General features: G+C 64.1%; 24 protein-coding genes and 1 pseudogene. 13 read left to right on the forward strand and 12 right to left on the reverse strand.

Annotated elements, in window-relative coordinates; translation table 11 throughout:
* Nucleotides 1–16: 16 nt before the first annotated feature.
* The 6 genes from ACYCVF_RS34975 to ACYCVF_RS35000 all read right to left on the reverse strand — a co-directional run bounded on the left by ACYCVF_RS34975 (nucleotide 17) and on the right by ACYCVF_RS35000 (nucleotide 5,611).
* Nucleotides 17–721: an ABC transporter ATP-binding protein gene (locus ACYCVF_RS34975; RefSeq protein ID WP_459604642.1), complete on the reverse strand. Its 705-nt coding sequence runs from the start codon at nucleotides 719–721 to the stop codon at nucleotides 17–19.
* Entirely contained in the window at nucleotides 705–1,436 is a 732-nt protein-coding gene (locus tag ACYCVF_RS34980; RefSeq protein ID WP_459604643.1) for an ABC transporter ATP-binding protein, read from the reverse strand. The genes ACYCVF_RS34975 and ACYCVF_RS34980 overlap by 17 nt, the downstream gene beginning before the upstream one ends.
* A complete protein-coding gene (locus ACYCVF_RS34985; RefSeq protein ID WP_459604644.1) occupies nucleotides 1,433–2,416 on the reverse strand; it encodes a branched-chain amino acid ABC transporter permease in 984 nt (327 codons plus the stop codon). Before ACYCVF_RS34985 ends, ACYCVF_RS34980 begins: the two co-directional genes overlap by 4 nt.
* On the reverse strand, nucleotides 2,416–3,294 hold the full coding sequence (locus tag ACYCVF_RS34990; RefSeq protein ID WP_459604645.1) for a branched-chain amino acid ABC transporter permease: 879 nt from the start codon (nucleotides 3,292–3,294) through the stop codon (nucleotides 2,416–2,418). Before ACYCVF_RS34990 ends, ACYCVF_RS34985 begins: the two co-directional genes overlap by 1 nt.
* A gap of 167 nt (nucleotides 3,295–3,461) precedes the next feature.
* A complete protein-coding gene (locus ACYCVF_RS34995) occupies nucleotides 3,462–4,706 on the reverse strand; it encodes an ABC transporter substrate-binding protein (protein ID WP_459604646.1) in 1,245 nt (414 codons plus the stop codon).
* Between the two features lie 89 nt (nucleotides 4,707–4,795).
* Complete coding sequence (locus ACYCVF_RS35000; protein WP_459604647.1) at nucleotides 4,796–5,611, reverse strand: putative hydro-lyase; 816 nt, start codon at nucleotides 5,609–5,611, stop codon at nucleotides 4,796–4,798.
* Between the two features lie 120 nt (nucleotides 5,612–5,731).
* Here ACYCVF_RS35000 and ACYCVF_RS35005 point away from each other — a divergent pair, with 120 nt between their 5' ends.
* From ACYCVF_RS35005 to ACYCVF_RS35030, 6 genes and pseudogenes are all read left to right on the forward strand, one after another.
* The gene (locus ACYCVF_RS35005) at nucleotides 5,732–6,649 is read left to right on the forward strand and encodes a LysR family transcriptional regulator (RefSeq protein WP_459604648.1); all 918 of its coding nucleotides are present in this window, start codon (nucleotides 5,732–5,734) and stop codon (nucleotides 6,647–6,649) included.
* A gap of 118 nt (nucleotides 6,650–6,767) precedes the next feature.
* Complete coding sequence (locus ACYCVF_RS35010) at nucleotides 6,768–8,018, forward strand: allantoate amidohydrolase (protein ID WP_459604649.1); 1,251 nt, start codon at nucleotides 6,768–6,770, stop codon at nucleotides 8,016–8,018.
* Nucleotides 8,019–8,032: 14 nt separating this feature from the next.
* Nucleotides 8,033–8,944 carry an NAD(P)-dependent oxidoreductase gene (locus ACYCVF_RS35015; RefSeq protein WP_459604650.1) on the forward strand — a complete coding sequence of 304 codons (912 nt, stop codon included), beginning with the start codon at nucleotides 8,033–8,035 and terminating at the stop codon, nucleotides 8,942–8,944.
* A gap of 12 nt (nucleotides 8,945–8,956) precedes the next feature.
* Nucleotides 8,957–10,030: a malate/lactate/ureidoglycolate dehydrogenase gene (locus ACYCVF_RS35020; RefSeq protein ID WP_459604651.1), complete on the forward strand. Its 1,074-nt coding sequence runs from the start codon at nucleotides 8,957–8,959 to the stop codon at nucleotides 10,028–10,030.
* Between the two features lie 169 nt (nucleotides 10,031–10,199).
* Nucleotides 10,200–10,565, forward strand: a complete 366-nt coding sequence (locus ACYCVF_RS35025) for a hypothetical protein (protein WP_459604652.1) — start codon at nucleotides 10,200–10,202, stop codon at nucleotides 10,563–10,565.
* A gap of 12 nt (nucleotides 10,566–10,577) precedes the next feature.
* A pseudogene (locus ACYCVF_RS35030) lies at nucleotides 10,578–10,841 on the forward strand (suppressor of fused domain protein); the annotation flags it as partial.
* Nucleotides 10,842–10,966: 125 nt separating this feature from the next.
* Here the strand turns inward: ACYCVF_RS35030 and ACYCVF_RS35035 are convergent.
* Complete coding sequence (locus tag ACYCVF_RS35035; protein WP_459604653.1) at nucleotides 10,967–12,040, reverse strand: tartrate dehydrogenase; 1,074 nt, start codon at nucleotides 12,038–12,040, stop codon at nucleotides 10,967–10,969.
* A 153-nt stretch (nucleotides 12,041–12,193) separates the two neighbouring features.
* Between ACYCVF_RS35035 and ACYCVF_RS35040 the strand changes: the two genes are divergently transcribed.
* From ACYCVF_RS35040 to ACYCVF_RS35050, 3 genes are all read left to right on the forward strand, one after another.
* On the forward strand, nucleotides 12,194–12,970 hold the full coding sequence (locus ACYCVF_RS35040) for an SDR family oxidoreductase (protein ID WP_459604654.1): 777 nt from the start codon (nucleotides 12,194–12,196) through the stop codon (nucleotides 12,968–12,970).
* Between the two features lie 120 nt (nucleotides 12,971–13,090).
* Nucleotides 13,091–14,509 (forward strand): amidase, encoded by a 1,419-nt coding sequence (locus tag ACYCVF_RS35045; RefSeq protein WP_459604655.1) that lies wholly within the window; start codon nucleotides 13,091–13,093, stop codon nucleotides 14,507–14,509.
* Nucleotides 14,510–14,519: 10 nt separating this feature from the next.
* A complete protein-coding gene (locus ACYCVF_RS35050) occupies nucleotides 14,520–15,170 on the forward strand; it encodes an aspartate/glutamate racemase family protein (protein ID WP_459604656.1) in 651 nt (216 codons plus the stop codon).
* Here the strand turns inward: ACYCVF_RS35050 and ACYCVF_RS35055 are convergent.
* Nucleotides 15,167–15,814, reverse strand: coding sequence for a TetR/AcrR family transcriptional regulator (locus ACYCVF_RS35055; RefSeq protein ID WP_459604657.1), 648 nt, complete (start codon nucleotides 15,812–15,814; stop codon nucleotides 15,167–15,169). The genes ACYCVF_RS35050 and ACYCVF_RS35055 overlap by 4 nt on opposite strands.
* Nucleotides 15,815–15,949: 135 nt before the next feature.
* Here ACYCVF_RS35055 and ACYCVF_RS35060 point away from each other — a divergent pair, with 135 nt between their 5' ends.
* The 4 genes from ACYCVF_RS35060 to ACYCVF_RS35075 are packed head-to-tail and all read left to right on the forward strand — an operon-like array spanning nucleotide 15,950 to nucleotide 19,383.
* Nucleotides 15,950–16,159 (forward strand): ferredoxin, encoded by a 210-nt coding sequence (locus ACYCVF_RS35060; RefSeq protein ID WP_459604658.1) that lies wholly within the window; start codon nucleotides 15,950–15,952, stop codon nucleotides 16,157–16,159.
* Between the two features lie 57 nt (nucleotides 16,160–16,216).
* Nucleotides 16,217–17,437: a cytochrome P450 gene (locus ACYCVF_RS35065; protein WP_459604659.1), complete on the forward strand. Its 1,221-nt coding sequence runs from the start codon at nucleotides 16,217–16,219 to the stop codon at nucleotides 17,435–17,437.
* Between the two features lie 35 nt (nucleotides 17,438–17,472).
* Nucleotides 17,473–18,135: a sulfite oxidase-like oxidoreductase gene (locus ACYCVF_RS35070; RefSeq protein ID WP_459604660.1), complete on the forward strand. Its 663-nt coding sequence runs from the start codon at nucleotides 17,473–17,475 to the stop codon at nucleotides 18,133–18,135.
* A gap of 24 nt (nucleotides 18,136–18,159) precedes the next feature.
* Entirely contained in the window at nucleotides 18,160–19,383 is a 1,224-nt protein-coding gene (locus ACYCVF_RS35075) for a bifunctional alpha/beta hydrolase/OsmC family protein (RefSeq protein WP_459604661.1), read from the forward strand.
* Nucleotides 19,384–19,385: 2 nt separating this feature from the next.
* On the opposite strand, the gene ACYCVF_RS35080 is transcribed toward ACYCVF_RS35075, so the two are convergent.
* From ACYCVF_RS35080 to paaI, 4 genes are all read right to left on the reverse strand, one after another.
* Complete coding sequence (locus ACYCVF_RS35080) at nucleotides 19,386–20,465, reverse strand: YeeE/YedE family protein (RefSeq protein WP_459604662.1); 1,080 nt, start codon at nucleotides 20,463–20,465, stop codon at nucleotides 19,386–19,388.
* Nucleotides 20,466–20,604: 139 nt separating this feature from the next.
* Complete coding sequence (locus tag ACYCVF_RS35085; protein WP_459604709.1) at nucleotides 20,605–21,609, reverse strand: quinone oxidoreductase family protein; 1,005 nt, start codon at nucleotides 21,607–21,609, stop codon at nucleotides 20,605–20,607.
* Between the two features lie 52 nt (nucleotides 21,610–21,661).
* A complete protein-coding gene (paaK, locus tag ACYCVF_RS35090; RefSeq protein WP_459604663.1) occupies nucleotides 21,662–22,993 on the reverse strand; it encodes a phenylacetate--CoA ligase PaaK in 1,332 nt (443 codons plus the stop codon).
* Between the two features lie 44 nt (nucleotides 22,994–23,037).
* Nucleotides 23,038–23,487, reverse strand: a complete 450-nt coding sequence (gene paaI / locus ACYCVF_RS35095) for a hydroxyphenylacetyl-CoA thioesterase PaaI (RefSeq protein ID WP_459604664.1) — start codon at nucleotides 23,485–23,487, stop codon at nucleotides 23,038–23,040.
* Nucleotides 23,488–23,550: the final 63 nt, after the last annotated feature.

Raw genomic sequence — 23,550 nt, forward strand, 5'->3', positions numbered from 1 at the left:
GCAATGACGGTTATGGCTACAGCCCCAGATACGCCTTCCGCACGTCGGGGTTGCCCTTGATCTCGCTTGCTGCGCCCTGCATCAGCACGCGGCCGGTTTGCAGGATGTAGGCGCGGTCGGCGATCTCGAGGCATTCGGCCATGCGCTGCTCGACGATCAGCACGGTCATGCCGGCATCGCGGATGCGCTTCACGGCCTGGAAGATCTCGTCCACGAGCTTCGGCATGATACCCTGCGAGGGCTCGTCCAGCATCAGAAGCCGCGGGCGTGTCATTAGCGCGCGGCCTATCGCGAGCATCTGCTGCTCACCGCCGGAGAGCGTTTCGGCACGTTGCTCCAGGCGTTCGGACAGACGCGGAAACAGCGTGAAGACGAGATCGAGCGGCTCTTCGCGGTTGGCTTCGCCACGGTAGAGATAACTGCCGAGACGAAGATTGTCGCGCACCGACAGGCGCGGAAACAGGCGGCGGTTCTCCGGCACATAGGCAATGCCGGTGGCGGTGATGTGATGCTGTGCCATGCCGTCGAGGCGCTTGCCGTCGAACGTCACAGTGCCCGAGCGCGGACGTTCGGCGCCCGCGATGGATTTCAGCAGCGTCGACTTGCCCGCGCCGTTGGCCCCGGCGACGCAGACGATCTCGCCCTTCTGAACCTCGATCGAGACCGCGGAGATCGCGACAAGGCCCTGATAGGCGGTCGTGACTTCACGCACCGACAGCATGACGATCTCCCAGATATGCCTTGATCACCTTGGGATCGCGGACGACGTCGAAAGGCTTGCCCTCTACCAGAACCTTGCCGAGGTCGAGCACGATGGCACGGTCGACCAACGGCATCACGATCTCCATGACATGCTCGACCATCAAGACGGTGATGCCGGCATCGCGCACCTTGCGCACCAGCGCCACGCCGGTCTGCGCCTCGGTCGGGGTCAGGCCGGTGAGGACTTCGTCGAGCAGCAGCAGCTTCGGTTCTGTCGCAAGCGCACGGGCAACCTCGAGCCGACGCTTCTCGGCGGGCACAAGATCGCTCGCGAGCACGTCGGCGCGCGCGGCAAGGCCGGTGAACTCCAGCACCTCATGCGCCTTGCGGCGCGCCTCGCGCATCACGGTGTTGCGCACGAGCGCTCCAACGATCACGTTATCGATCACCGTCATGGTCTCGAAGCTCTTGACCACCTGGAAGGTCCGGCCGATCCCGCGCTGACAACGCTCGGCCGCCGGCATGCGGGTGACGTCCTCGCCGTCAAACCAGATCGAGCCTTGCGTCGGCGGCAGCACGCCCGCGATCAGATTGAACAGCGTCGACTTGCCGGCGCCGTTCGGGCCGATCAGGCCGACGATCTCGCCGCGGCCGACCGAGATCGAGACGTCGCTGTTGGCGATGAGGCCGCCAAAGCGCTGCCAGACGCCGCGGGTTTCAAGGAGCGCGGTCATCGCGTGGCTCCCTTTGCTTTCGAACGGGAGAACAGGCTCACCAGGCCTTGCGGCAAAGCCAGCGAGATGAGCACGATCAGCGTGCCGTAGACGATGAGATCGACGCCGCGCCCGGAGCCGCCGATATAGGAGCGCGTCAGCTCCGTCATCGGAATCAGGATGGCGGCCCCTAACACCGGCCCCCAGAGAGTGCCGATGCCGCCGAGCACGGCCGGCAGCGCCATCAGCAGCGAGAACTGGAAGCCCATGACGCTTTCAGGATCGATATAGGCCAGGAACTGCGCATAGAAGGCACCGCCGATGGCGACCAGGAAAGCGGAGACGGCAGCGGCGCCCATCTTGGAATTGAACACGACGACGCCAAGACTCTCGGCCGCTTCCGGATTGTCCTTCACTGCGCGCCACCAGAAGCCCCATTTGGAATCTTCCAGCCACCAGGTGACGAACCAGGCGAGGCAGCACAGCCCCAGTGCGAAATAGAAGTACGGCAGCTTGGTGCGCAGAAACTGGAATTTCAACCAGCTGTCGCCCCGGATCGGAATGGTGATGCCCATCGCCGCTCCCGCCCACTCCCAGTTCTGGAACAGGAGCAGTCCGATCTCGGCGATGACGATGGTCGCGATCACGAAGTAATGGCCGCGCAGGCGGAAGAAGGGATAGCCGAGTCCCATGGCGATGATCGCGGCGATCGCGCCGCCGGCCAGCATGCCGAACCAGGGCAGCACGCCGAACTTGGTGAACAGCAGCTCCGTGGTGTAGGCGCCTATGCCGAAATAGAGCGCGTGTCCGAGCGATATCTGTCCGCAATAGCCGGACAGGATGTTCCAGCTCTGCGACAGCGCCGCGTACATCAGGGTCAGGATCAGGATGTTCTGGACGTAGACGTCCTTGACGAACAGCGGCGCCAGCGCCGCGAGCCCCGCGAGCACCGCGGCGATGATGAGGTCGCGGCGACGCCGCGCGGCAAAATTCTTGTCCATCACATCGATCCGAACAGGCCGCGCGGCCGGATGAAGACGACGAGCAGATAGACGGCGTAGATGCCGACGGATTTCAGCGAGGGCGGCAGCACCAGCGCCGTGATCGCCTCGACGAGGCCGACGATGATGCCACCGGCGAAAGCGCCGAACACGCTGCCGAAACCGCCCAGCGCCACCGTGACATAGGCGATCAGCGCGAAGGACGCGCCGACGTCCGGGTAGATGTAGAAGAACACCGCCATGATGGCGCCGGCGAGACCGACCAGCGCGGCGCCGAGGCCCCAGCCGAACGCGAACACGCGATTCTTGTCGATGCCGACGAGGGCCACCGCACCGGGATCTTCGCGGGTGGCTTCGATCGCGCGGCCGAAATCGGTGCGGTGGATGAAGAAGTAGAGGCCAGCGAAGGCGAGCACCGAGACCAGGGCGCCGACCAGCTGCGGCTCCGGCAGGAAGATGCCGGCAAAGGAGATGGTTTTGCCGCCGAGCCAGGACTGCGGAATGCTGCGGTAATCCGGGGTGAAGAAGAACTGCGCGAGGCCACGCATTACGATGGCGAGACCGAACGTGGTGAAGATTTGCACCATGCCGGCATTGGCCTTGGCCCGCATCGCGAAGCGGACAATGAGCAGGTAGATCACCGCTCCGAAAACGAAGAGCGCCGCGGCGACCAATGGCGCCGACAGCAAGGGGTCGATGGCGAAGAACGCGAACAGAAAGAAGGACAGGTACATCGCGAGCATCAGGAACTCGCCATGGGCGAAGTTCGTGACGTCCATCAGGCCGAAGATCAGCGCGAGGCCGACCGCGATCAGTCCGTAGAGCAGGCCCATGAGAAGGCCGCTCGCGAGACTCTGGATAATGGCTTGGGCTGTCAACTCTCGTCCCCCGTTCGAAAAGTCACCGTTTGCTTCGTCATTGCGAGCAAAGCGAAGCAATCCAGCATCCCACCACGGAGACAGTCTGGATTGCTTCGTCGCTTCGCCCCTCGCAATGACGAGGCTCGCGCGACGATCGCGATGTGCTCCCCTGCTTCCGCAGCGCCTTACTTCATCGGCCAGATCGCCTCGGCGATCGCGGCCTGCGGCGGGAAGATGGTGACGAACTTGCCGCCGACATATTGCAGCAGCACCGGGTCGGCGTCGTTGTTCTGGCCCATCTCGTCGAACTTGACGCGCTTCCAGGGCATGATGGTTTGATCGCCCGGGATGTCGGTCGCCGCCAGCGCGTCCCGGATCTTCTCGCCGTCGGTCGACTTGGCGCGGTTGATGGCGTCGGCGAGGATGATCAGGCCCATGAACTGGCGCGAGGTGAGATCGTTGAAATCCTTGCCCGACTTCGTCTTGAACATGTCGTTGATCTTGCCGACCATCGGGCGCTTCTGCGCGAGGTCGAGCGAGAAGGTGCCGCGCGAGATCACGCCTTCGAGCTTGTCGCCGACGGCATCATAGAGTGCCTTCTCGGAGAAGCCGGCGTCCTGCGCCACGATCGCGTTCGGCTTGTAGCCGAGCTCGGCCATGGTCTTGACCAGGAGGATGCCGTCGGTGGTGTAGCTCGACGGCATCAGCACGTCGGCATTGGCGGTCTTGAGCTGCTGCACCTCGGCCGAGAGCGAGGGCGAGTTGGCGCGGTACTTGATGTCGGTGACGATCTTGTAGCCGCGCTCGCCGGCGATCTTGGTCTGGGCGTTGCCGGAGTCGGTACCGAAAATGGTGTCCTCATGGAACAGAGACAGCGTCTCGATCTTGGTGCCCTTTTTCTTCATGGCATCGAAGAAGTTGAACATCGCGGCCGAGTACATCTCATCATGCGGAGCGGCGCGGAAGTAATATTTCAGGCCGCGGCGATGCAGGCTGGGCGATGAATTGTCGGCGGACACGAACGGGACCTGATAGCGTTCGCAGATCTGGCTGACGGTGACGGCGACGGCGCTCTGATAGGTGCCGATGATGGCGCAGACCTTCTCCTGCGTGATCAGGCGCTCCGCCTCGGCGCGGCCCTTCTGCGGGTCAGCCTGGTGATCGGCGAACACGAGACGGATCTTCGCGCCGCCGAGACCCGGCAGGCCTTCGCCTTTCGCCAGCGGCAGGTCGAAATCGGTGTTCTTGTTTATGACCTCGAGCGCAGTCTCATAGGCCTTCTGCGCGTCGACGCCCTGCTGCGCGCTGCCGCCCGAGAACGGATAGATCACGCCGATCACGACTTCCGAGGTCTGTGCGCGCGCTGCCAGCGGCACGAGAGCGGCAGTGGCGGTGGCTCCCAACAACACGTCGCGGCGAGTGATCGTCATGGCAAAGTTCCCTGTTACTGAATTTCGGCTGATCGAATGAAGCGATTGATGGATGCGGTAAAGCCTGAAGAAGCAGCAGACGCTGCCCACTAGATCACGGCCATGTTTCTGTTCTTCAGATCCGTCACCAGCATGAGGCCGGGCGAATGCGTGATGGCGAACGGGAGTTTTGCGGCATTGATCACCGATTGCGGCGTCACCCCGCAGGCCCAAAACACCGGAATCTCGTCGTCGGCGACCGGCACCGGATCGCCATAGTCGGGCTTGGCGATGTCCTTGATGCCGATCAGATGCGGATGGCCGAGATGCACGGGCGCGCCGTGCACGGCGGGATAGCGCGAGGTGATCTGCACCGCCCGAATTGCGTCCGCCGGCTTGAACGGGCGCATCGACACGACCATGGGACCGGCGAACGGCCCGGCCTCGCCGCAAGGAATGTTGGTGCGATACATCGGCACGCGCACGTTCTTCTCGATGTGGCGGATCGGCATGCCCTCTTCGAGCAGGGCCTCTTCGAACGAGAAGGAACAGCCGAGCACGAAGGTGACGAGATCGTCGCGCCAGTACTTCGTCACGTCGGTCGGCTCGTCCACGACTTCGCCATCGCGCCAGACGCGATAGCGCGGCACGTCGGTGCGGATGTCGAGATCGGCGCCGAGCGAGGGGATGTGCGGACTGCCGACATCGGACATGCCGATGATCGGGCACGGCTTCGGGTTGAGTTGGCAGAAGCGGTGGAAGGCGCTGGCATATTCGGCAGGCAGAATCGCCAGATTGCCCTGGACAAAGCCCGGAGCGACGCCGGCGGTGGAGGCGACCAACCCCTCGCGATAGGCGAGCCGGGCCTTGCGGCTCGGAAGGGAGTCGGTTGTTTCAGTTTGCTGCGCTGCCACCAAAACAGTCATGTGATCGACCTGCCTATAAACTCGACAAAGACAAGCCAACACCAAGCGTGCTATAAAGTCTAATCGTCGTTTCTAATCAATATCGATAAATCTGATTTATCGATTGGGAGAATCCTCTCAATGCTGGACTTCAGATCGATCGAGACGTTCCTGTGGGTTGTGAAGCTCGGCAGCTTCCGTGGCGCCGCCCAACGGCTCAACACGACCCAGCCCGCGATCTCCCAGCGTATCGCGCAGCTCGAGCGCGAGATGGGAGTCAAGCTCCTGAATCGCGATCATCGCATCGCCTCTCCTACACCGAGCGGCCGGCAGATGATGGTCTATGCCGAGAAGCTGATCGGTCTGCGGGCCGCGATGTTGGCGGAGATCGGCGACCGCTCAGCGATGCGCGGCGTGATGCGCCTCGGTGTCGCCGAAACCATCGTGCACACATGGCTGCCGCGGCTCGTGAAGAGCGTGAACGAGGTCTATCCGAACCTCTCGCTGGAGATCGAAGTCGACATTACGCCGAACCTCACCGCACGCCTGCTCGCGCAGGAGATCGAGCTTGCTTTCGTGGTCGGACCGCTATCCGCCTCCGGCGTGCACAACCGCGTGCTCGCCGATTATCCGATCGGCTTCCTCGCAAGCCCCTCGCTGGGACTCGGCAAGGGCCCGGTGACGCCGGCGGACCTCGCCCGGTTTCCGATCATCACCTTCCCGCGCAAGACCAAGCCTTACGAGGTCGTGCGCGAGGTGTTCGACCGGCCGGAGCTGCCGCCTATCCGCCTGCATGCCTCCGCTTCGCTCGCGACCGTCATCCACATGGCGGTCGAGGGACTCGGTATTGCCGTCATCCCCGACGCCATCGTCGAGAGCGAGCTTGCCGACGGGCGGCTGCAACTGCTCGACACCGATCTTGCAATCGCGCCGCTGACCTTCACCGCGAGCTGGCTCGCCTCACCCGACGTTGTCGCGGTGGAGCGCGTCGCCGAGCTTGCACGGCAGATTGCGCAGAGCAGCCTCGCGGTTGACGCGCCCGCGCAGGCGCGTCATTGAAAAAGCGCCGGGCTTTCTACCGTCATTCCGGGGCTCGCACAGCGAGAACCCGGAATCTCGAGATTCCGGGTTCGCCCTTCGGGCGCCCCGGAATGACAGCGACAAATGGAAGACACACATGAGCCGAGCCGCCACCAATCTGCAAATCGATTCAGCCCGTCTCTGGGGCTCCATCCACGAGACCGCAAAGTTCGGCGCGACGGCCAAGGGCGGCGTAAGGCGGCTGACGCTGAGCGCGGAAGACAAGCAGGTGCGCGACTGGTTCCGCAAGGCTTGCGAAGACGCCGGATTGGAAGTCCACATCGACGCGCTCGGCTCCATGTTCGGCCTGCGCAAGGGCCGCGACATGTCGAAGCCGCCCGTCGGCATCGGCTCGCATCTCGATACCCAGCCGACCGGCGGCAAGTATGACGGCATCCTGGGGACGCTCGGTGCACTGGAAGTGATCCGGACGCTCAACGATGCCGGCATCGAGACCGAGGCGCCGATCTGCGTCGTCAACTGGACCAACGAGGAAGGCTCGCGCTTCGCGCCTGCGATGATGGCGTCCGCCGCCTATGTCGGCGACTTCACCACCGACGACATTCTGTCGCGCAAGGACGCCGAAGGCATGACAGTGGGCCAGGCGCTCGATGGCATCGGCTATCGCGGCGACAAGCCGGTCGGCTTCCAGAAGCTCGGCTGCTTCGTCGAGCTGCACATCGAACAGGGGCCGATCCTGGAAGCAGAAGGCAAGACCATCGGCGTCGTCGATTCCGGTCAGGGCGTATTGTGGTACGACGGCAAGATTTCCGGCTTCGAAAGCCATGCGGGTTCGACGCCGATGCCGCTGCGACGCGATGCGCTGGCGACACTGTCGGAGATCGTGTTGGCGATGGAAGCGATTGCCAAGAAGCACGGGCCCAACGCGGTCGGCACCATCGGCGAGGCCGTCATCGCAAATCCCTCGCGCAACGTCATTCCCGGCGAGATCGCCTTCACCATGGACTGCCGCAGCGCAGACGGCGCCATCATGGATGCGCTCGATCGCGACCTTCGTGCGGCCATTGCCGAGATCGCCGCGCGCCGCAAGGTCGAGGTCAAGATTGATCTGGTCTGGCGCAAGCCGCCGACGCATTTCGATCCGAAGCTGATCGCGGCGGTCGAAAACGCGGCGAAGACGCTCGGCTATTCCTCCCGCCGCATCACCTCCGGCGCCGGCCACGATGCCTGCAATCTCAACACCGTCATGCCTGCAGCGATGGTCTTCGTGCCCTGCAAGGACGGCATCAGCCACAACGAGCTGGAGGACGCGACGCAAGCGGACTGCGCCGCGGGCACCAACGTGCTCATGCACACCGTGCTGGCGATCGCCGGCGTCGCATCCTGACTGGAGAAGAAGCCATGCGCGGAGTTTTCGTCGACGCCAATGAAGCCCTCGCCGTGATCATGGAGCGGCTGGAGAAGCCCGGCGATCCAAAGGTGCGGATCCACAGGGATCCCGATATCAGGCCGGAGCAATATCCTGAAATCCTCGACGGCGCCGAGATCGCGATCGTCGACCACACCGCGCTTCCCACCGAAGTAGCGAGGAAATGCACGGGGCTGAAGCACGTCGTGTTCCTCGGCACCGGCGCGCGCAGCTACATGAACCCGGAGGAGCTCGCCGAGCTCGGCATTTCCGTGCATCTGATCAAGGGCTACGGCGACACGGCAGTGGCCGAATGCGCGATCGCGCTGATGTGGGCCTCGGCCCGCGTCGTCGCGATGATGGACCGCGAGATGCGCGCCGGCAACTGGCTGCGCGAGGACGGCATGCAGCTCACCGGCAAGACGCTCGGCCTGATCGGGTTCGGCGGCATTGCCGCCGAGGTCGCGCGCATCGCGACCGGCTCAGGCATGAAGGTGATCGCCTGGAATCGCTCGCCGAAGAGCTATCCTGGCGTCGAATTCACCGATCTCGATACGGTGCTGGCGAAGAGCGACGTCGTGTCACTGCATCTGCTGCTCAATGACGAAACCCGCGGAATGATCACGCGCGACAAGATCTTCGCGATGAAACGTGGTGTCATCCTCGTCAACACCGCCCGCGCTGCGATCGTCGACGAGGCCGCCATGATCGACGCGTTGAAGTCGGGCCACATCCGCCATGCCGGCCTCGACGTCTTCAATACGGAGCCGCTCCCCGGCGATCATCCGTTGACAAAACTGCCGAACGTGACGCTGTCGGCACATTCGGCCTTCCGCACGCCGGAGGCGAGCGAGAATCTGATCGGCGCGGCGTGGGAGCACTGCCGCCGAATCGTGAAGGGATAAGAGCAACAACAAATGGCTGACTATCGCACCATCAAGGCCGAAGCGCTCACCAACGTCGTCCGCGCCATCGTCAAGGCCGGCGGCTCCTCGGACCGAGAAGCCGAGCTCGTGTCGACCAATCTGGTCGAGGCCAATCTCAAAGGCCACGACTCGCACGGCGTCGGCATGATCCCGCGCTACGTCCAGAGCGTCACGACGGGCGGCCTCGCCGTGAACCAGCACGTCAAGATCGTGCTCGACACCGGTCCGCTTCTCACCCTCGATGGCCTCACGGGCTATGGTCAGGTGATCGGCCATGAAGCGATGGAGCTGGCCGCCGAGCGCGCCAAGCGCAATGGCGTGTGCCTCGTCGGCCTTTCCAATGCGCACCACATCGGCCGCATCGGTCACTGGGCCGAGCAGTGCATCGACCATGGGCTGGTCTCGATCCATTTCGTCAACGTGATCTCGCGGCCGATCGTGGCGCCCTGGGGCGGCAGCGATGCCCGCCACGGCACCAACCCGTTCTGCGTCGGCATCCCGCGCGAAGGCAGGGACCCGATCGTGCTCGATTTCGCCACCAGCAGGATCGCGCAAGGCAAGACCCGCGTCGCCCACAACAAGGGCATCGACCTGGAGCCCGGCACCATCATCGACAATGAAGGCAAACCCACCGTCAATCCGCGCTACACCGTGATCCCGCCGCACGGCGCGATCCTGCCGTTCGGCGAGCATAAGGGCTCGGGGCTCGCGCTGGTGTGCGAAATCCTCGGCGGTGCGCTTTCAGGCGGGCAGGCGGTCAAGGGCCCGTCCGACGGCAAGCACAACGTCCTCAACGGCATGCTCTCGATCGTCATCGATCCGAACAAGCTCGGCACCGGCGAGAACCTCACACGTGAAGTCGAAAGTTTCGTCGCCTGGCACACTGCCTCGCCGCCTGGCCCCGGGGTCGATAAGGTGAGGATCGCCGGCGAACCCGAGCGCGAGACCAAGAAGAAGCGCCTCGCCGAAGGCATTCCGGTCGATCCGACCACCTGGCAGGAGATTCTTGAGGCCGGGAAGAAGTTCGGGCTGGATCAGGCGGCGATCGAGAAGACCGTGAGTTGATCGGGAACGAAGAGCATCGCTCCGCTTCGTTCTGACCTCATGGACAATCGCGCGTGTGAGGCTGGACGACAGCGAAAAGTCGCCGCGGCCCGCGGAGCGGATTTGAACCGGCCCGCGTCGTCTTGCGACAACGCGGATGTGCCGGTCCTCATCCGCCCCCGAGGTTCACATGCTCTCCCGTCTCGCAAAGCTCATATCCGGCACAAGTCAGCCGTCACACGCTGCCGACCTCTACCGGCAACGGCTCGCCATCTATGAGAGCGAGCTGGACGAACCCGATTGCAGTTTCACGGACAGCGCGGAGCGCCGCATCGACATCCACGCCTTTGGCCGCGATTTCGTACCGGCGTGCCAGGAGGGATCTGACGAAGGCTACGTGCTCCTGACCAACGGCATGAGCCAGCAACGGATGCCGGGAGTGCTTGGGGACGCAAAGCCGCGTGCCGAACTGATGTGGTATGTCCGCGAACCGACGGAGGAGGTTTGCGCCAATCTGCGCTGGCTGGCCAACCTGCCGTTCATCGACACGACCTGATTCGGCTTCGGCCATCGCGTCGCGCTGCCGCGGCCGCCGGTTGCAGGAACGGACTTCCAGACCTTTCTGTTCCTCACGCCGATCATCGGCCCCGACCAGCGCATCGCAGCGGCGCTGCAGATCGCGGGCGATCCCGTGGAGATCCTGACCGTGAACCTGATCTCGCATCAGGAGCTCGGGCTCATCAAGTCCAGGGGGCTCGATCCGTTTCTCGACCTGCTCGACGAGAACGACTACCCGCCGATCTTCGATCCGATGAGGAAGTCGTACGTGTAGGGTGGGTTAGCTGAGCGGATGCGCAAAGCGCATCGGCTCGGCGTAACCCACCTCTTCTGTTTCTGCGGATATGAATAGCGGTGGGTTACACCTTCAGCGAACCCACCCTACGCAGGTCCCCCGCCTCAATCCACCATGTCCGCAACCGCCTTGCCGCAGGCTGTGGTGTCGGCATTGCCGCCGAGATCCTTCGTGCGCAGCGTACGTTCGGCCAGCGTGCGCTCGATCGCCTCGACGATCGATCTGCCTGCTTCCTTCTCGCCGAGATGCTCGAACATCATTGCGCCCGACCAGATCATGCCGATCGGGTTGGCGATGCCCTGCCCTGCAATGTCGGGCGCCGAGCCGTGGACCGGCTCGAACACCGACGGGAAATCTCCCGCGGGATTGATGTTGCCTGATGGAGCGATGCCGATCGTGCCGGTACAGGCCGGGCCGAGATCGGAAAGGATGTCGCCGAACAGATTGGAGCCGACGACGACGTCGAACCAATCCGGATGCAGCACGAAATTCGCGGTCAGGATATCGATGTGGTACTTGTCCCACTTCACGCCTGGAAACCTCTTGGCCATCGCCTCCACGCGCTCGTCCCAATAGGGCATGGTGATGGAGATGCCGTTGGACTTGGTCGCCGAGGTCAGATGCTTCTTCGGCCGCGACTGGGCGAGCTCGAAGGCGAATTTCAGGATGCGGTCGACGCCGGTGCGGGTCATCACCGTCTGCTGGGTCACGAACTCGCGGTCGGTATCCGGGAACATGCGCCCGCCGACCGAGGAATACTCACCTTCCGTGTTCTCGCGCACCACCCAGAAATCGATGTCGCCAGGCTTGCGGCCCGCCAGCGGCGACGGCACCCCGGGCATCAGCCGCACCGGGCGCAGGTTCACATACTGGTCGAACTCGCGGCGGAATTTGATCAGCGAGCCCCACAGCGAGACGTGATCCGGGATCTTGGCCGGCCAGCCGACCGCACCGAAATAGATCGCATCGTGCTTGCCGATCTTTTCCTTCCAGTCGTCAGGCATCATCTGGCCGTGCTTCTCGTAATAGTCCCAGGACGAGAAGTCGAAATGGTCGAAATGCACGGAGACGCCGTGCTTCTTCGCCGCCGCCTCCAGAACGCGCAGACCCTCCGGCATGACCTCCTTGCCGATGCCGTCGCCGGGAATGACCGCGATCCGGTATTGTTTCTTGCTCATCGAGAACGTCCTTCGTTGGTCCGGCAGCCGCCGCGTTTTGACCGCACTGCAATGAACCAAAGTCGCGGACGGTGCAACGCTGCACTGCAATGTTGACCATGGCGCGGCCGAGCGCCTACTGATTTTATCCTGTTCCCATCCTGCGAGTACCCTATGGATCTGCATCTGCGCGGCAAGCGCGTCCTGATCACCGGCGCGTCGAAGGGCATTGGCGCAGCTGCTGCCGAGGCGTTTGCCGAGGAAGGCGCGCATCTCCTGCTCGCCGCCCGCAGCGGCGAGGCGCTGAAGGCGCTGGCCGACCGCCTGCGCTCCGCCCACCAGATCGACGCCGCAACGAGCATCGTCGATCTGCGCAAGGAAGAGGACGTGGCACGGCTGGCGAAAGAAGCCGCCGACATCGACGTGCTCGTCAACAATGCCGGCGACATCCCCGGCGGCTCGATCGACAAAATCGACGAGGCGAGCTGGCGCCACGCGTGGGAATTGAAAGTGTTCGGCTACGTCAACCTGACGCGGCACGTCTACGCGCAGATGAAAGCGAAGGGCGGGGGCGTCATCGTCAACGACATCGGCGCGGCCGGCGAAAAATTCGACGCCAACTACATCTGCGGCAGCGCCGGCAATGCCGCGTTGATGGCGTTTACGCGCGCGCTCGGCGGCAAGAGTCTCGCCGACAACATCCGCGTGGTCGGCATCAATCCCGGTCCCGTCGGCACTGATCGCCACGTCACCCTGCTCAAGACGCGCGCAAAGCACCAGTTCGGCGACGAGAGCCGCTACAAGGAATTCCAGAAGAGCCTGCCGCTCGGCAGGCCTGCGCACGCACGCGAGATCGGTGATCTCATGGCGTTCCTGGCATCGGATCGCTCCGGCTATACGTCCGGCGTGATCTACACAGTGGACGGCGGCATCAGCGCGGGATGGGGTTAATTCGATCCTCGTCATTGCGAGCGCGGCGAAGCAATCCAGGAATGCATCCGCGGTGGGAGTCTGGATTGCTTCGCTGCGCTCGCAATGACGAAACCAAGAATGGGCATAGGAGTAAAACAATTGTCTCAAGACCTGATCCGCGAAACCGCATGCGCCGTGGTCGACAAGCTGCGGTCGGGCGATGTCTCGCCGCTCGAGCTTCTGGATGTGCTGGAGAAACGCATCGGTGAGGTCGACGGCAAGGTCAACGCGCTGCCGACACTCTGCTTCGAGCGGGCACGGGATAGCGCCAAGGCGCTGATGCGGAAGCCGGCCGGCGCGCGCGGGCTGCTCGCCGGCTTGCCGGTCCCCATCAAGGATCTGACCGACGTTGCGGGCGTGTTGAACACGCAGGGCTCGCCAATCTTCAAGGACAACATCCCCGCGAAGTCCGACCTCATGGTCGAGAACCTCGAGGCCAACGGCGCGGTCGTCTACGCCAAGTCGAACACGCCGGAATTCGGCGCTGGGGCCAATACTTTCAACGAGGTGTTCGGCGCAACGCTCAATCCCTGGGATACGACGAAATCGGCGGCAGGCTCTTCCGGCGGCGCGGCCGTGGCGCTCGCAACCGGCATGGCCTGGCTCGCCCAGGGCTCGGACATGGGCGGCAGCCTGCGCAGCCCCGCGGCGTTCTGCGGCGTCGTCGGCATGCGCCCCAGCATCGGCCGCGTCGCGCACACGCCCAAGTCGGGCATCGATCGCAATCTCGGCGTGGTCGGCCCGATGGCGCGCAACGTCGAGGATCTTGCGCTGCTGCTGGATGCCATGAGCGGCGACTATGCGGACGATCCGCTGTCGCTGCCCGCACCTGCAACCTCGTTCCTGTCGGCGGCACAGACGGGCAAGAAACCGAAGCGCATCGCCTATTCACCCGATCTCGGCATTACGCCGGTCGATCCCGAAGTAAAGGCGATCACGCGCAAGGCCGCCGAACGTTTCGCGGAGGCCGGGGCCATCGTGGAGGAGGCGCATCCGGACTGGCGCGAGGCGCATGAATGCTTCCACGTGCTGCGCGCGTTCGACTTCGCGATCACCAAGGCCAACCTGTTGCACACCAAGCGCGACCTGCTCAAGCCCGAGGTGATCTGGAACATCGAGGAAGGTCTCAAGCTCACGGTCGAGCAGCTCGCGCGCGCCGAGGCGCAGCGCGTCGGCATGACCGCGCGGGCAGTCGAGTTCTTCAAGAGCTACGATCTCCTGCTGGTGCCGACCACGATCGTGCCGCCCTTTCCGATCGAACACCGCTATGTCGCAGAATGCGCCGGCAAGAGGTTCGACAATTACGTCGAATGGCTCGGCATCGTTTACGCCATCACGCTCGCCTGCTGCCCGTCGCTCTCGCTGCCGTGCGGCTTCACGGCATCGGGCCTGCCGATCGGCGTGCAGGTCGTCGGCGCACCGCGTGCCGACGCACAGGTGATCGCCGGCGCGAAGGTGTTGGAGGATATCCTGGGCCTGCGCGGCACGACGCCGATCGAGCCGAAGGTGAAGAACTGACGTCTCCCTCATGACGACGCCGCCTCGCATCGCCCTCATCCACGCCCTCAAGCACTCCATCGCGCCGATCGAGGCGGCGTTCGCGACGGCGTGGCCTGAGGCACGGCTGATGAACCTGCTCGACGACAGCCTGTCTGCGGATTTGGCTCGCGACGGCGCGCTCACCGATGCCATGACCGAGCGCTTCCTCGTGCTGGGCGATTACGCAGCGGCGACGGGAGCGGATGGAATTTTGTTCACTTGTTCCGCGTTCGGCCCCTGCATCGAAGCCGTCGCGCGGGCGCACGCGTCGATGCCGGTGCTGAAGCCGAACGAGGCCATGATCGAACGGGCGGTGACCATGGGGAAGCGCATCGGCCTGCTCTCGACCTTCCCGCCGACCCTGGCCTCGATGCCGCCCGAGTTTCCCACCGCCGTCGAGGTCGTACCGAAGCTTGCCGAGGGCGCGCTGGCCGCCCTCGACCGCGGCGACCGTGCCATGCACGACCGGCTGATCACGGAAGCATCTCGCGATTTGCGCGATTGCGACGTCATTGCGCTGGCGCAGTTCAGCATTGCCGCGACCGCGCCGCTTGTCGCAGAGGCCACCGGCCGTCCCGTCGTAACCACGCCGGACAGCGCCGTCGAGAAGCTGATGCAGCTTTTGAAGGCGAAGGCCTAAGCGCGGGTCTTCTTCTGACGTCGCGCATCCTTGATCGCGACCGCAAGCGCAGCCTTCGTCTCGTTCACGAAGTCCTCGACCAATTCCTCGCGCGTGGCATGCGCCGCCTCGCCGGTGAACAGGCCCTGCTCGGCCAGCATCACCACCCCGTGCAGCGCGGCCCAGATCTTGAGCGCCTGCCGCTCGCGCAAGTAGCCGACCGCCGGGGCCTCCAGGGCTTCGATCACGAGCGCAAAGGTTTCGCGCGTCGCCTCGTGCAACTCGCTGCCCTTGGCGGCGCAGGACACGGTGCGCGAAGCGAACATCAAGCGGTAGATGCCGTTGCGGCGCAGACCGAAATCGAGCGTCGCCTGGGCGAGTCGCGAGAGCTTCGACTGCTTCGACGGCTTCTCCATCGCCTCGCTCAGAAGCGCTGAGAGTTGCCGGAATGCCTCCGCCGTGACCGCCGCGAGCAGTGCCTCGCGGTCGGCGAAATGCCGGTACGGCGCCGGCTGCGAAACACCGAGCTGCTTGGCAAGCGCCTTGATGCTGATCGCCTCGGCGCCGTCCCGCTCCGCTTCGCGCAATGCGGCCTTGATCAACGCGTCGCGGAGATCGCCATGGTGATAGGTCTTCTCGGGCTTGCGAGCGAGTTGTGAACGCATGTTGTGGCGAAGCCTATAAGTTTGCGCTTGACAGGGGAAGTCCGCCGCGAATGTAATAGGATATAACTTAGAACAATCCCAGATGAGGAAACGCGCCGCCCTTCGGGTCCTGCGCACACGACCAAGGAAGCCGCAATGTCAGAGCGACTGAAGGTTCACGTCGATCCGGAGAAGTGTCAGGGCCATGCCCGCTGCAAGGCACTCGCGCCCGAACTTTTCGAGCTCGACGAGTATGGCAACGCGCACGAAGCCGGCGACGGCACCGTCCCGCCGGGGCTCGAGGACAAGGCCTGGCTTGCGAAATCCAACTGCCCGGAGATGGCAATCGAGGTGATCGAGGAGTAGCGCGGCCGCTTCCGCTCCCCATGCTTTCAGCGAACACGAGCCAAGGGATTCCCTGCCATGTCCGACGTCAATCAGCCCGCCGCCCATCCGACCGTGACCGACTGGGTCCATGATTTCGACCACACCGATCCGCAATGGACGGAGGACCCCTTCCCGATCTGGGACGAGCTGCGCGCCGCAAGTCCCGTGGTGCACACGAAACGGTTCCTCGGCTGCTACCTGCCGACGACCTATGAAGCCGTGCGCGAGATCGCCAACGACACCGAGCACTTCTCCTCACGCCGCATCATCGTTCGCGATGTGCGCCCCGAGGTCGCTAGGAACGCGGCGCCGCCGATCACCTCCGATCCGCCCGAGCACAAGCCGGCCAAGCAATTGCTGCTGCCGCCCTTCACGCCGGATGCGATGAAGAAGCTCGAGCCGCGGGTCCGCGCCATCTGCAACGAGCTGATCGACGAGTTCATCGCCGACGGCAAGGTCGATGCTGCCGCACGCTACAGCAAATACATCCCGGTTCGGGCGATCGCGCACATGCTCGGAATCCCCGAGAGCGACAGCGATCGCTTCATCAACTGGATCCACATGATCCTCGAGCTCGGCATCAAGGACGAGAGCAAGCTGCTCCAGGCCGTGCAGGAGATGACCGCCTATTTCAGCGGCCACATCGAAGCGCGCAAGAACAAGCCCACCGATGACCTGATCTCCTATCTGATGAATGCCAGGAACAAGGACGGCAATCCGCTGGAGGACTCCCACGTGCTGGGCTCACTGCGCCTGCTGCTGATCGCCGGCATCGACACCACCTGGAGCGCGATCGGCTCCTCCCTCTGGCATCTTGCCAATAATCCGACCGACCGCGCGCGGCTGATCGCCGAGCCCGGGCTGATCCCGACCGCCGTGGAGGAGCTGCTGCGCGCCTATTCGCCGGTAACGATGGCGCGCGAGGTGGTCAAGGAGACAACGGTTTCGGGCTGTCCTGTCAAGCCGGGCAACATGGTGCTGCTGTCCTTCCCAGCCGCCAACCGCGACCCCGGGATGTTTCCGGATGCTGACAAAGTCGTGATCGACAGGCGCGAGAACCGCCACGCCGCCTTCGGCCTCGGTATCCATCGCTGCGTCGGTTCCAACCTTGCGCGAATGGAAATGCAGGTTGCGCTGGAGGAATGGTTGAAGCGGATCCCGGACTTCCGCCTCGATCCGGCGGGCACAGTGACCTGGTCGCAGGGCACAGTGAGAGGTCCCCGGCAGTTGCCATTTTTGCTGGGAAAGGCGATGTAGGCCTTTCGACACGAGTACGGAGACGCCGGACGGCCATGGCTGACGACAACGAGCCATCCGACAGCAAGCTGACACGCACCAAGGAGAAGTGGGCGCGTGAGGGCCGGTTTCTCACCGGCAAGATAACGCGTCCGCAAGATCAGCGCCTGCCGCCCGGCCAGCACCTCACCAAGGATTGGCCTGTGCTCGATCTCGGGGTCGTTCCGCCGGTGTCGCAGGAGCGCTGGCGGCTCGACGTCTATGGTGCAGTCGAGACCCCCGTGTTCTGGACCTTCGACGAATTCACCGCACAGAAGCAGGAGCGGTTCACCTCCGACATCCATTGCGTGACGACCTGGTCGCGCCATGACAACGAGTGGGAAGGGCTTGCGACGCGTGAGCTGCTCGCGGCCTGCCGGCCGCGCGAAGATGCGCGCTTCGTCGTGCTGCATTCCTATGACGGCTACACCACGAATCTCGCGCTGGAAGACTTTGCCGCCGAGGACGCTCTGCTCGCCCATAGCTGGTCGGGCAAGCCGCTGAGCGAGGAGCATGGGGGCCCGGTGCGGCTGGTCGTGCCGCATCTGTATTTCTGGAAGAGCGCCAAATGGCTCCAAGCCATCGAATTCCTGACCGAGGACGCGCCGGGCTTCTGGGAAGTCCGCGGCTATCATAACCGCGGCGATCCCTGGGCCGAACAGCGCTATTCGGGCGATTAGGTTCAAGCAAGGACGGGGAAAGCCATGCCGACGGAACGCTTTCAATTCACCGGAGAAGGCGGCCATCAGCTCTCGGCCGCGCTGGAGCTGCCGGACGCAGAGCCTGCTGCCTATGCGCTGTTCGCGCACTGCTTCACATGCGGCAAGGATACGCTGGCGGCGAAGCGGATTTCAGTGGCACTGGCGGCCAGAGGGATCGCGGTGCTGCGCTTCGATTTCACCGGGCTCGGCTCCAGTGAAGGCGACTTCGCCAATTCGACGTTTTCCTCCAACGTCGCCGATCTCGTCCTGGCGGCCGATCATCTGCGCAAAGCCCGCAAGGCGCCGTCGATTCTGATCGGCCACAGCCTCGGCGGTGCCGCGATCCTGGCGGCAGCAGGACAGATCCCCGAAGCCAAGGCGGTCGTGGCCATCGCGGCGCCGTCCGATCCCGCCCACGTCACCGGCCTGTTCAAGGAGCATGTCGACAAGATCCGCACCCAGGGTGAAGTCGAAGTCTCGCTCGCGGGACGTCCGTTCCGGATCAGGCGTGAATTCCTCGACGACGTCGCCGAGCACGAGCTGATGAAGGACGTCGCCGGCCTGCACAAGGCACTGCTGGTGATGCATTCGCCGGTCGATGACACCGTCGGCATCGACAATGCGACGAAGATTTTCGTTGCGGCGAAGCATCCCAAGAGCTTCGTCTCGCTCGATCATGCCGATCATCTGCTGACGAAGCCCACCGACGCGCTTTACGCGGCCGACGTGATCGCGGCCTGGGCGAGCCGTTACGTTGACGCAGCAAAGCCCGCAAAGGCGATGGATCTACTCGAGGAGCCGCGAAAGGTCGTGGTGCAGGAGACCCGCAAGAGCAAGTTCGACCAGATCATCACCGTCGGCCCGCACCATCTGGTGGCAGACGAACCCGTTGCGGCAGGCGGCGCAGATGCCGGCCCTGGCCCGTATGACTTCCTGCTCGCCGGCCTCGGCGCCTGCACCTCCATGACCATGCGCCTCTATGCCGATCGCAAGTCATTGCCGCTCGAGCGCGTGACCGTCACGCTGAGGCATTCCAAGATCTACGCAAAAGACTGCGAAGAATGCGAGACGCGCGAGGGCATGCTCGACCAGATCGAGCGCGACATCACGATGGACGGCGTCCTCGATGCCGAGCAGCGCAAGAAGCTGATGGAGATCGCCGACAAGTGCCCGGTGCACCGGACGCTGACGTCGGAGATCCGCATCGTGACGAAGGCGGTGGAGTAGCTTCAAGCCGCCGGCGAGCCCGCCTCTCTTGTCGTCTCGAGAGGATGCACCCGCAGCGCACCACGCAAGCCCGCCGTGGTGCCGAGCAGGATGCCGGCGAGCGCCACGAACGAGCCCAACGCAAGCGTCGATACGCCAGTCAGCCCCTGCCCGATCGAGCAGCCGAACGCCATCACGCCGCCGACGCCCATCAGCGCCGCGCCGCTGCCCGAGCGCAGCATGTGGCGCGGCGAGGAATAGCCTTCAAGCTTGAAGCGGCCTGTCGCGATCGCCGCCGCAAGGCTGCCGGCAAAGACGCCGGCCACCGTCGCGATGCCGAAGTTGAGTGTCAGCCCGGTCGACAGCATGGCGTATTGCAAGGCGTCCGCGATCGGCGCGACGAAAGTGAGCGAGGTCACCGGGACGGGATTGAAGTCGTCGGCGCCGAGATAGCCGGTGACGAACCAGCCGGCGGCAACGAGCACGCCCACAATGACACCTGCCGCGATCTGCCCCGGCGAACGACGAAACGCCGGGTGCACGAAAGCGAACAGGACCAGCGCGACGACCGTCGTGGCGGCGGCAAACGCGCGCGAAAGCGATTCCGTGAGACCGAGCATCACCAGCAAGGACGGCAGCGAATTTGCGCTGAGGGTCGTTTGCGACGCCTGAACCAGTGCGATACGTGCCGGCGCAATCAGGCCCTTCAGCGTCATCTGCGCGGCAATGGCGAGCACGATCACGACGACGGAGGAACGGAGATTGCCGCGGCCGAGCAATACCAGCGCCCGCGAGCCGCAGCCGTTCGACAGCACCATGCCGTAGCCGAACAGCAGGCCACCGAGGAACAGCACAGGCACCGAGAATGCCTGCTGCAGGTAGATCGACCTGCCGAGATCGACCATACCGCTACCGGCAAGGAACTGGCTCACAGCGATCGCAACGGCCATCGCCAGCGCATAGCTGCGCACCAGCCGCCCGTCCCCCTCCACCAGAAAGCCCCGCATGCTGCTCATCAGGCAGAAACCGCTGAGCAAGCCGACAGTGCCGTAGACGAGCCCGATGACGAGACCGGCGAGGATGACGAGTTGTGCAGATTCCATCGATTGTTCTCAGATCTCTCGACGTTCTCCGATTGCAAGCGCAGCGAAGCAATCCAGTCCGTGGATGCATTTCGGGATTGCTTCGCAGTGCCCGTCATCGGTCCGCGCGCGGACCCGGCGGCTCGCAAATGACCGTGTGTTACGGCTTCAGGACGACTCGGTCGCGGGACGAACCAGCGACGGCCACATAGGCCTCCTTGGCGCGCTCGAGCGGATAGACGGCGCTCGCCTTGATCGGAAACGGCTTCAGATGTCCGCTCGCAAAGCCCGGACCAAGGTCGCGCAGCACCGCGCCTGTAGCGGCCGACGACAGGCCGAGCGTGTCGATGCCGACATAGGTGTGCTGGCCGCGATAGAATTCGAGGATGTTGAACTGCACGATGCGGTCGATCGTGGCGATCAGGATCTGGCGGCCGCGCAGCGCAAGCGATCTGTGCGCAGCCTGGAAGTAGGGATCGCCGACCGTGTTGAAGACGATGTCCGCGCCCTTCCCGCCGGTCAATTCGCGTACACGCGTGGCAACATCGGTAGCGGATGCGTCGATCACCTCGACCGGCGCGCTGCTATGCCCCTCATAGGCTTCAGTCCTGCGCACCACGCCGACGACGTGCGCGCCCTGCCAGGTCGCGATCTGGACCGCAGCCTGTCCGACCTTGCCGTTGACGCCGAACACCAGCACGGTCTCGCCGCTCTTCGGCAGGCCGGAGCGGCGAAAGCCTTCCATCGCGGTCACGAAGGGCACGCCGATGCCGGCGGCCTCCTCCCAGGACACCGTCTTCGGTTTCTCCACGACGGCATCAGCCTCGACCATGAGATGGGAGGCATGGGTGCCGTCACGACGGATACCGAGATCGCCGGAGGAGCCGAACACTTCGCGTCCGACCGTGCCCGCTGGCCCATCGATCACCACGCCCGCGTAGTCGCGGCCGGGGGTCCGGGGAAACACGGCATACGGCATCAGCCCGGTCGCAGCCTTGACGTCCGATGGATTGACGGCCGCGGCTCTCACCTCGATCAGCACATCTTTCGGACCGCGCGTGAGCATCTGGCGCTCCACGACTGGCGCAAGCGCGGCGGCGTTTTCAGCTTTCGAGGTAAGGCGTACACACCGCGCTTCGACGGTTTTGGCATCGGTTGACGACATGAAAAAGACCCGCGATTTCTCGCGGGCCTTGTCGCCTCTGGGCGCGGTCAAGTCAATCCTTGGGCCGCTTGTCGTAGAGCCGCTTGGCCTTGCCGAGCGAACGTTCCAGCGTGGCGGGCGCAACCACTTGCACCCTGGAGCTGATTCCGATCGTGTTCTTGATGTGGGTCGAGATCCGGTCGGCATGGTCGACCAGACCCCGGCCGTCCCAGCTCTCGGGCCGCGCCTCCGCGATGATGGTCAGCTCGTCCATGCGGCCTTCGCGGGTGAGTTCGAGGATGAAGTGCCCGCCGCACCAGTCGGTCGCGAGCAACACCTCCTCGATCTGGGTCGGAAACAGGTTGACGCCGCGCAGGATGATCATGTCGTCCGAGCGGCCGGTCACCTTCTCCATCCGCCGCATGCCGGGCCGCGCCGTGCCGGGCAAAAGCCGCGTCAAATCGCGGGTGCGATAGCGGATCACCGGAAAGGCTTCCTTGGTGAGTGAGGTAAAGACGAGCTCGCCTTTCTCGCCGTCCGGCAGCACCGCGCCGGTCTCGGGGTCGACCACCTCGGGGTAGAAATGGTCCTCCCAGATGTGCAGGCCGTCCTTGGTCTCGATGCATTCCTGCGCGACGCCCGGGCCGATCACCTCGGAGAGACCGTAGATGTCGGTCGCGTCCATGTCGAACGTTTCCTCGATCTCGCCGCGCATCGCATTGGTCCAGGGCTCGGCTCCGAAGATGCCGACCTTGAGCGAGCTCTGGCGCGGGTCGAGCTTCTGGCGCTTGAACTCGTCGAGGATCGCCAGCATGTAGCTCGGCGTCACCGTGATGATGTCAGGACGGAAGTCGTTGATGAGCTGCACCTGCCGTTCGGTCATGCCGCCGGAGATCGGCACCACGGTGCAGCCGAGCTTCTCGGCGCCGTAATGCACTCCCAACCCGCCGGTGAAGAGCCCGTAGCCATAGGCGTTATGGATGATCATGCCGGTGCGCCCGCCGGCGGCGCGGATCGACCGCGCCATCACCTCCGACCATGTATCGATATCGCGCTGGGTGTAACCAACGACGATCGGCTTGCCCGTGGTGCCCGACGAGGCATGCACGCGCACCAGCTTTTCGCGCGGCACGGCGAACATGTTGAAGGGATAGTTGTCGCGCAGGTCAGTCTTCGCCGTGAACGGAAACTTTGCGAGATCGGACAGCTCGCGAAAGTCGGACGGATGCACGCCGGCCTTGTCGAAGGCCGTGCGATAGTGCGCGACGTTCTCGTAAGCGTGCTTCAGCGACCAGGCCAGCCGCTGCTTCTGCAGCGCCATGATCTCGTCGCGGGAGGCGCGCTCATGCGCGTCCATTTCGGCGCTATAGCTACTGGCACCTTCCTTGAGCCTCGTCAGAGCCATCCTCGTTTCCCCACATCGATCGGTTCTTTTGCTTTGTTTGTCTCTTATTGATCTTGCGCTGGCAGCCACGTGCCGGGAATGACGCGCGAATGCCCGCGGAATTCCGCGATGACGATGTCGCCCACGGTCACACGCACATCGTAGATGCCGGAGCGGCCGCCGCGGGTGATCTCCCGCGCATTCGCAATGAGGCGGTCGCCGAGCTTGCCCGGCTTGATGAAGGTGATCTGCCCCTGCGCCGCGACCACGCGTTCATTGTGCGAGTTGCAGGCGAACGCGAAGGCGGAGTCGGCGAGGGTGAAGATGAAGCCGCCATGGGCGATGCGCTGGCCGTTCACCATGTCCGGCCGCACCGTCATCGCAAGCGTTGCGAAGCCGGGACCGATCTCGACGATCTCCATCCCGAGACCCTTGGACGCATCGTCCTCCGCCCACATGGCGTCAGCGCAGGCGCGGGCAATATCCTCAGGCGACAGGGCAGCTTTGACGTTCACGAGCTTCTCCCGGCCAGATAATTGCACATGATGTTCTGCTGGTTGGCTCAAGCTGTCAAATAA

Source organism: Bradyrhizobium cedriense (assembly GCF_054602315.1).